3 protein-coding genes and 1 pseudogene are annotated in these 6,036 nt (G+C 73.3%); all 4 read left to right on the top strand.

What is annotated here, in order from left to right:
• A pseudogene (locus J1C73_RS01610) lies at positions 1–704 on the top strand (ABC transporter ATP-binding protein); the annotation flags it as partial.
• Positions 701–2,482, top strand: coding sequence for an ABC transporter ATP-binding protein (locus tag J1C73_RS01605; protein WP_207314729.1), 1,782 nt, complete (start codon positions 701–703; stop codon positions 2,480–2,482). The pseudogene J1C73_RS01610 and the gene J1C73_RS01605, both read left to right, overlap by 4 nt.
• A gap of 56 nt (positions 2,483–2,538) precedes the next feature.
• Positions 2,539–4,299: an ABC transporter transmembrane domain-containing protein gene (locus J1C73_RS01600; RefSeq protein ID WP_207314728.1), complete on the top strand. Its 1,761-nt coding sequence runs from the start codon at positions 2,539–2,541 to the stop codon at positions 4,297–4,299.
• A partial coding sequence (locus J1C73_RS01595; protein WP_207314727.1) for an ABC transporter ATP-binding protein occupies positions 4,296–6,036 on the top strand: 1,741 nt, incomplete at its 3' end. The genes J1C73_RS01600 and J1C73_RS01595, both read left to right, overlap by 4 nt.

Genomic DNA, 6,036 nt, shown 5'->3' with positions numbered 1-6,036 from the left:
GCCGGCCGGCTCGCGGACCGGCTCGGCGGCCACGCCCAGCCGGAGGTGGCGAAGGACGGCGCCGTCGAGGACGGGACGGCGGACCACGAGGTGCCGTCCGTGCTGCTCGGTGGCGTACCCCTGGACGAGCTGGAACTGGACGCGGCGCGCACCGCCGTTCTGGTCCAGGACAAGGACCCGGTGCTGCTCTCCGGCACCCTGCGCGAACTGCTGGACGTACCGTCGTCCGGCCGGGTGAGCCCCGAGGAGGCGCTGTCGGCCGCGCAGTGCGACGACGTCCTGAACGCGCTGGCACAGGCGTCCGTGGACTGTGGCGGCGATCCGATGGACACCCGGATCACCGAACGCGGCCGGTCGCTCTCCGGCGGCCAGCGCNNCTGGTGCTCGACGAGCCGACGTCCGCGGTCGACTCGCACACGGAGGCGCGGGTCGCCGCGGGTATCAAGGCGCTGCGCAAGGACCGTACGACGGTGGCCTTCGCCTCCTCCCCGCTGCTGCTCGACCTGGCGGACCGGGTGGCTCTGGTCCACCGGGGCACGGTGGTGGCCGTCGGCACCCACCGTGAACTGCTGCGCGGCGAACCGCGCTACCGGGCCGTCGTCACCCGCGAGACCGGCGACGAGATCCCGGCACCGGCCCCGCCGGGCAAGGACGAAGCGATCCCCGCGATCGACACCATCAAGGAAATCGAGGAGAGGGCATGACCGGCGTCGCACCACCGGCCTACGACCCGGCCGCGCCCGAGTCGGCCACCACCCTGCCGGTCGGCACCCCTACGACCGTACGGACGTATGCCAGGGAACTGATCAGGCGCCACCGGCGGCCGTTCACCGTGGTCACCCTGCTCAACACGGTCGCGGTGGTCGCCTCGATCGCCGGCCCCTACCTGCTGGGCGGGCTCGTCGAGGATCTGTCCAACGGGGTCACCGACCTCCATCTGGAGCGCACCGCCGCGGTGTTCGCCGTCGCGCTCATCGTGCAGACCGTGGTCACCCGGATGATGCGGCTGCGCAGCGCGATGCTCGGCGAGGAGATGCTGGCCGATCTGCGCGAGGACTTCCTCGTGCGGTCGGTCCGGCTGCCGCCCGGCGTCCTGGAACGGGCCGGGACGGGTGATCTGCTCTCCCGGATCACCACGGACATCGACCGGCTCGCCAACGCCATGCGCGAGGCGGTGCCGCAGCTGGCCATCGGTGTGGTGTGGGCGGGGCTGCTGCTCGCCGCGCTCACCGTCACCGCTCCCCCGCTGGCGCTCTCGGTGCTCATCGCGCTTCCGGTGCTGATCGTCGGCTGCCGCTGGTACTTCCGCCGGGCGCCGTCCGCGTACCGCTCGGAGGCCGCCGGTTACGCGGCGGTCGCGGCCGTCCTCGCGGAGACGGTGGATGCCGGGCGGACCGTGGAGGCGCACCGGCTGGGTGCGCGCCGGGTCGCGCTGTCGGACCAGCGGGTCAAGGAGTGGACGGCCTGGGAGCGGTACACGCTCTTCCTGCGGTCCGTGCTCTTTCCCGTCATCAACGCCACGTACGTGACGATCCTCGGCGCGGTCCTGATGCTCGGGGGCTGGTTCGTGATCGAGGGCTGGCTCACCGTCGGGCAGCTGACGACGGGTGCGCTGCTCGCGCAGATGATGGTCGACCCGATCGGCCTGATCCTGCGCTGGTACGACGAGTTGCAGGTCGCCCAGGTGTCGCTGGCGCGCCTCGTGGGTGTCCGCGAGATCGAGCCGGACGCGGGCGACGCGGCGGTGGCGCCGGACGGCCGGGACGTACGCGCCGACGAGGTGCGCTTCGGATACCGGGCCGGTCTCGACGTCCTGCACAAGGTGTCGCTTGACGTCGCTCCGGGTACCCGGCTGGCGCTGGTCGGCCCGTCCGGTGCGGGCAAGTCCACGCTGGGCCGGCTGCTGGCCGGGATCTACGCCCCGCGCACCGGTGAGGTCTCGCTGGGCGGTGCGCAGTTGTCGCGGATGACCGCGGAGCGCGTGCGTACGCATGTGGCGCTGGTCAACCAGGAGCACCATGTGTTCGTGGGTTCGCTGCGGGACAACCTGTTGCTGGCCCGTGCCGGTGCCGGGGACGCGGAGCTGTGGGCGTCGCTGGCCGCGGTCGACGCGGACGGCTGGGCCCGGGCACTGGACGAGGGGCTGGACTGCGAGGTCGGCTCGGGCGGTACGGTGCTCACTCCCGCGCAGGCCCAGCAGATCGCGCTGGCCCGGCTGGTGCTGGCCGATCCGCACACGCTGGTGCTGGACGAGGCGACGTCGCTGCTCGACCCGCGCGCGGCCCGTCATCTGGAGCGCTCGCTGGCCCGGGTGCTGGACGGCCGCACGGTCGTGGCGATCGCGCACCGGCTGCACACGGCGCACGACGCGGATGTGATCGCGGTCGTCGAGCAGGGCCGGATCAGCGAGCTGGGCAGCCATGACGAGCTGGTGGCGGCGAACGGCGCGTACGCGGCGCTGTGGCGGTCCTGGCACGGCTGACGGGGGTGGTGCGGTCCCCCGGTCCACCGGCTCTCCGGGATCATTAGGGTCGGTACATGACAGATTCCTATGTGGATCCGGGGACCCCTGACTGTCGCAGCGCGCTGCGGTACCTGTGGTGGCTGATCACCAGTCAGCGCCGCCGGATCGCCGCCGGTGCGCTGCTCGGCAGTGTCTGGATGGTCTGCCTGACGCTGCCTCCCTACCTGCTGTCGCGCGCCATCGACGACGGGCTGGAGCCGGGGCAGTGGTCCGCGCTGGTGGGCTGGGTAGCGGCGTTGCTGGGCGTGGGGGTGCTGAACGCGTGGCTGGCGATCATGCGGCACCGCACGATGACCAGGGTGCGGATGGACGCCGCCTTCCGGTCCGTGGCGGTCGTGGTCAGGCAGGCGACCGCGCTCGGCGGGGCGCTGCCGCGCCGGGTCACGGCCGGGGAGATCGTCACGATCGGGTTCCGCGATGTCGCCGTGATCTCCGGCACGCTGACCATCACCGGCCCCGGGGTCGGCGCGGTCCTCGCCTATGTCGTCGTGGCCGCGCTGCTGCTGACCGTTTCGCCGCTGCTCGCCGTGGTGGTGCTGCTCGGGGTACCGCTGCTCGCGGTGCTGGTCGGCCCACTGCTGTGGCGGTTGCAGGGCGTCGAGTCGGCGTACCGGGAGCAGCAGGGCGGGCTCGCCGCCCGTTTCGAGGACATCGTCGGGGGCCTGCGCGTTCTCAACGGCATCGGCGGCAAGGAGGCGTACGCCGAACGCTACCGGCGCGGTTCGCGGGAGTTGCAGGCTCAGGGGTACCGCGTCGGCGGGGTGACCAGCTGGATCCAGGCCCTCGGTGTCGGCCTCCCCACCCTGTTCCTCGGTGTCGTGACCTGGCTGGCGGCCCGGATGGCCGCCCAAGGGACCATCACCGTGGGCGAGTTGGTCGCGGTCTACGGATACACGGCGGTGCTGGTGGTGCCGGTCTCGTTCTTCATCGAGGGCGGCTACGACCTCAGCCGCGGGCTGGTCGCCGCCCGCAGGGTCATCCGGTTCCTGGCCATGGAGCCCGATTCCGCGGACGGGGAGGCGACTTCGCAGGGACCCGGGGCGCCGTCCACGCTCCGTGATCCGGAATCCGGCGTCGAGGTGGTGCCCGGCGGGCTGACCGCACTCGTCAGCGCCCGGCCGTCGGACTCCGCCGCGGTGGTCGACCGTCTCGGCCGGTTCGTGGAGTCGGCCGCCACCTGGGGCGGGATACGCCTCGACGAGATCGACCTGACGCGGGTTCGCCGGCGGATCCTGGTCGCGGACAACGAGGCCGATCTGTTCGCCGGACCGCTGCGCGAGGTGATCTGCGGCGCGCGGGACCGGGACGAGGAGACCATCGGCCGCGGCGTCCACGCGGCCATGGCGCAGGACATCGTCCGCGGTCTGCCGGACGGACTCGACTCGCCGGTCGACGCGCAGGGCCGCAACCTCTCCGGAGGACAGCGGCAGCGCGTCCGGCTGGTCCGGGCCCTGCTGGCCGATCCCGAGATACTCCTGGCGGTCGAGCCCACCTCGGCGGTCGACGCACACACCGAGGCGGCCGTCGCGGCCCGGCTGCACGCCGCACGGTCCGGCCGCACGACGGTCGTCACCAGCACGTCACCGCTCCTGCTGGACCGGGCGGACACCGTGTACTACCTGGTCGACGGCTCCGTCGCGGCCGTCGGCAGCCATCGCGAGCTCCTGGACGGGCAGCCCGGGTACCGCCGGCTGGTGTCCCGCGGTGTGGACGACGACGCTCCCGGCGGCTCGGCCGAAGGAACCGTCCCGCCGTCCCGGGAGGCCGTGCGATGACCGCGGACTCCCGGGCGACGGGCCGGGCCCTGTCCGTCGCCGAACCGTTCCGGATACGCCGGGCCGCGCTCCGGCTGATCCGGCTGGACGGCCGCGCCTTCGCCGCCATGATCGGCCTCAACGCGCTCGCCGCCGGTGCCGGACTCGTCGGCCCGTGGCTGCTCGGCCGCATCATCGACGAGGTCCGGGCGGGCGGCGGGGTGGCCGCGGTGGACCGCCTCGCACTCACCATCCTCGGCTTCGCCGTGGCGCAGCTCCTGCTGGTCCGCTACGCCGGTTACATCGGACACCGCTTCGGCGAGCGGACCCTGGCGCGCATCCGGGAGCAGTTCGCCGACCGGGCGCTCGCGCTGCCCGCAGCGGCCGTCGAGCGGGTGGGCACGGGCGACCTGATGACCCGCGGCACCACCGATGTCGCCGCGGTCGGCGCGACCCTCCGGGACGCCGGACCCGAGGTCCTCGTCGCCGGGGTCCAGGCGCTGTTCATCCTCGGAGCGGTCTTCTTGCTCAACCCGTTGCTCGGCGCGTGCGGGGTGCTGGGTCTGCTCGGCATCTGGTTCGCCGCCCGCTGGTACCTGCGCCGGGCGCTCACCGCGTACCTCGCCGAGGGAGCCGCCAACTCGGAGCTCGCGGAGCAGCTCGCGGCCACCGCCGCGGGCGCCCGCACCGTCGAGGCCCTGGGGCTGCAGCAGCGCCGCGTCGCGGCGTGCCGGGAGGGTATCGAGAAGTGCCGGAGCACCCGGACCCGGACACTGTTCCTGCGCAGTGTGCTCTTCCCGGCCGTGGACATCTCCTACGTCATCCCCGTGGCCGGTGTCCTGCTGATCGGCGGCGTGCTGCACGACCAGGGCGCGATGAGTGTCGGCGCGGTCGTCGCCTCGGCCCTGTACCTGCGGCAGTTGTCCCAGCCCCTGGACGTCATCCTCCAGCAGATGGAGCAACTCCAGAGCAGCAGCGCCTCCTTCGCGAGAGTGGAGGGTCTCGGCACGGCGGCGCAGGCACCGCAGGCCGCCTCTTGCGCGCCGGCCGACGACCGGATCGAAGTGGCCGGGGTGCGCTACGCCTACGACGACGGGGGCGACGTCCTGCACGGTGTCGACCTGACGGTCCGGCCCGGCGAGCGACTGGTGATCGTCGGCCCGTCAGGCGCGGGCAAGACCACGCTGGGCAGACTGCTGGCAGGCATGGACACACCGCGCACCGGCTCGGTGACGGTGGGCGGGGTCCCGGTCGCCGGCCTGGACCCCGACCGGCTGCGCCGGCACGTCGTCCTCGTCACCCAGGAGCACCACGTGTTCCTGGGCACGGTCCGGGAGAATCTGCGGATCGCCTCGGCGGGCGCCCCCGACGCCGAACTGCACGCGGCACTCGCGGCCGTCGGCGCCGAGTGGGCCGATGAACTGCCGGACGGCCTGGACACCGATCTGGGCCATGGCGGGCACCGGCCGGACGGGGCCCGGGCACAGCAGCTCGCCCTGGCGCGCGTGGTACTGGCCGACCCGCACACGCTGATACTCGACGAGGCCACCGCGCTCCTTGACCCGAGAACGGCCCGGCACACGGAGCGCGCGCTGGCCGCCGTCCTCGAAGGCCGGACCGTCATCGCCATCGCGCACCGTCTGCAGTCGGCGCACGATGCCGACCGGGTGGCCGTGATGGAGGACGGCCGGATCACCGAACTCGGCGCCCACGACGATCTCGTGGCGGCCGGGGGCGCGTACGCCGCGCTCTGGAGCT

It is taken from the genome of Streptomyces laculatispora (assembly GCF_017353455.1).
In the GTDB taxonomy this organism is placed as follows: Bacteria; Actinomycetota; Actinomycetes; order Streptomycetales; family Streptomycetaceae; genus Streptomyces; species Streptomyces laculatispora.
The sequence above is the reverse complement of the archived record's forward strand: the minus strand, read 5'-3'. Positions and strand labels throughout refer to the sequence as shown.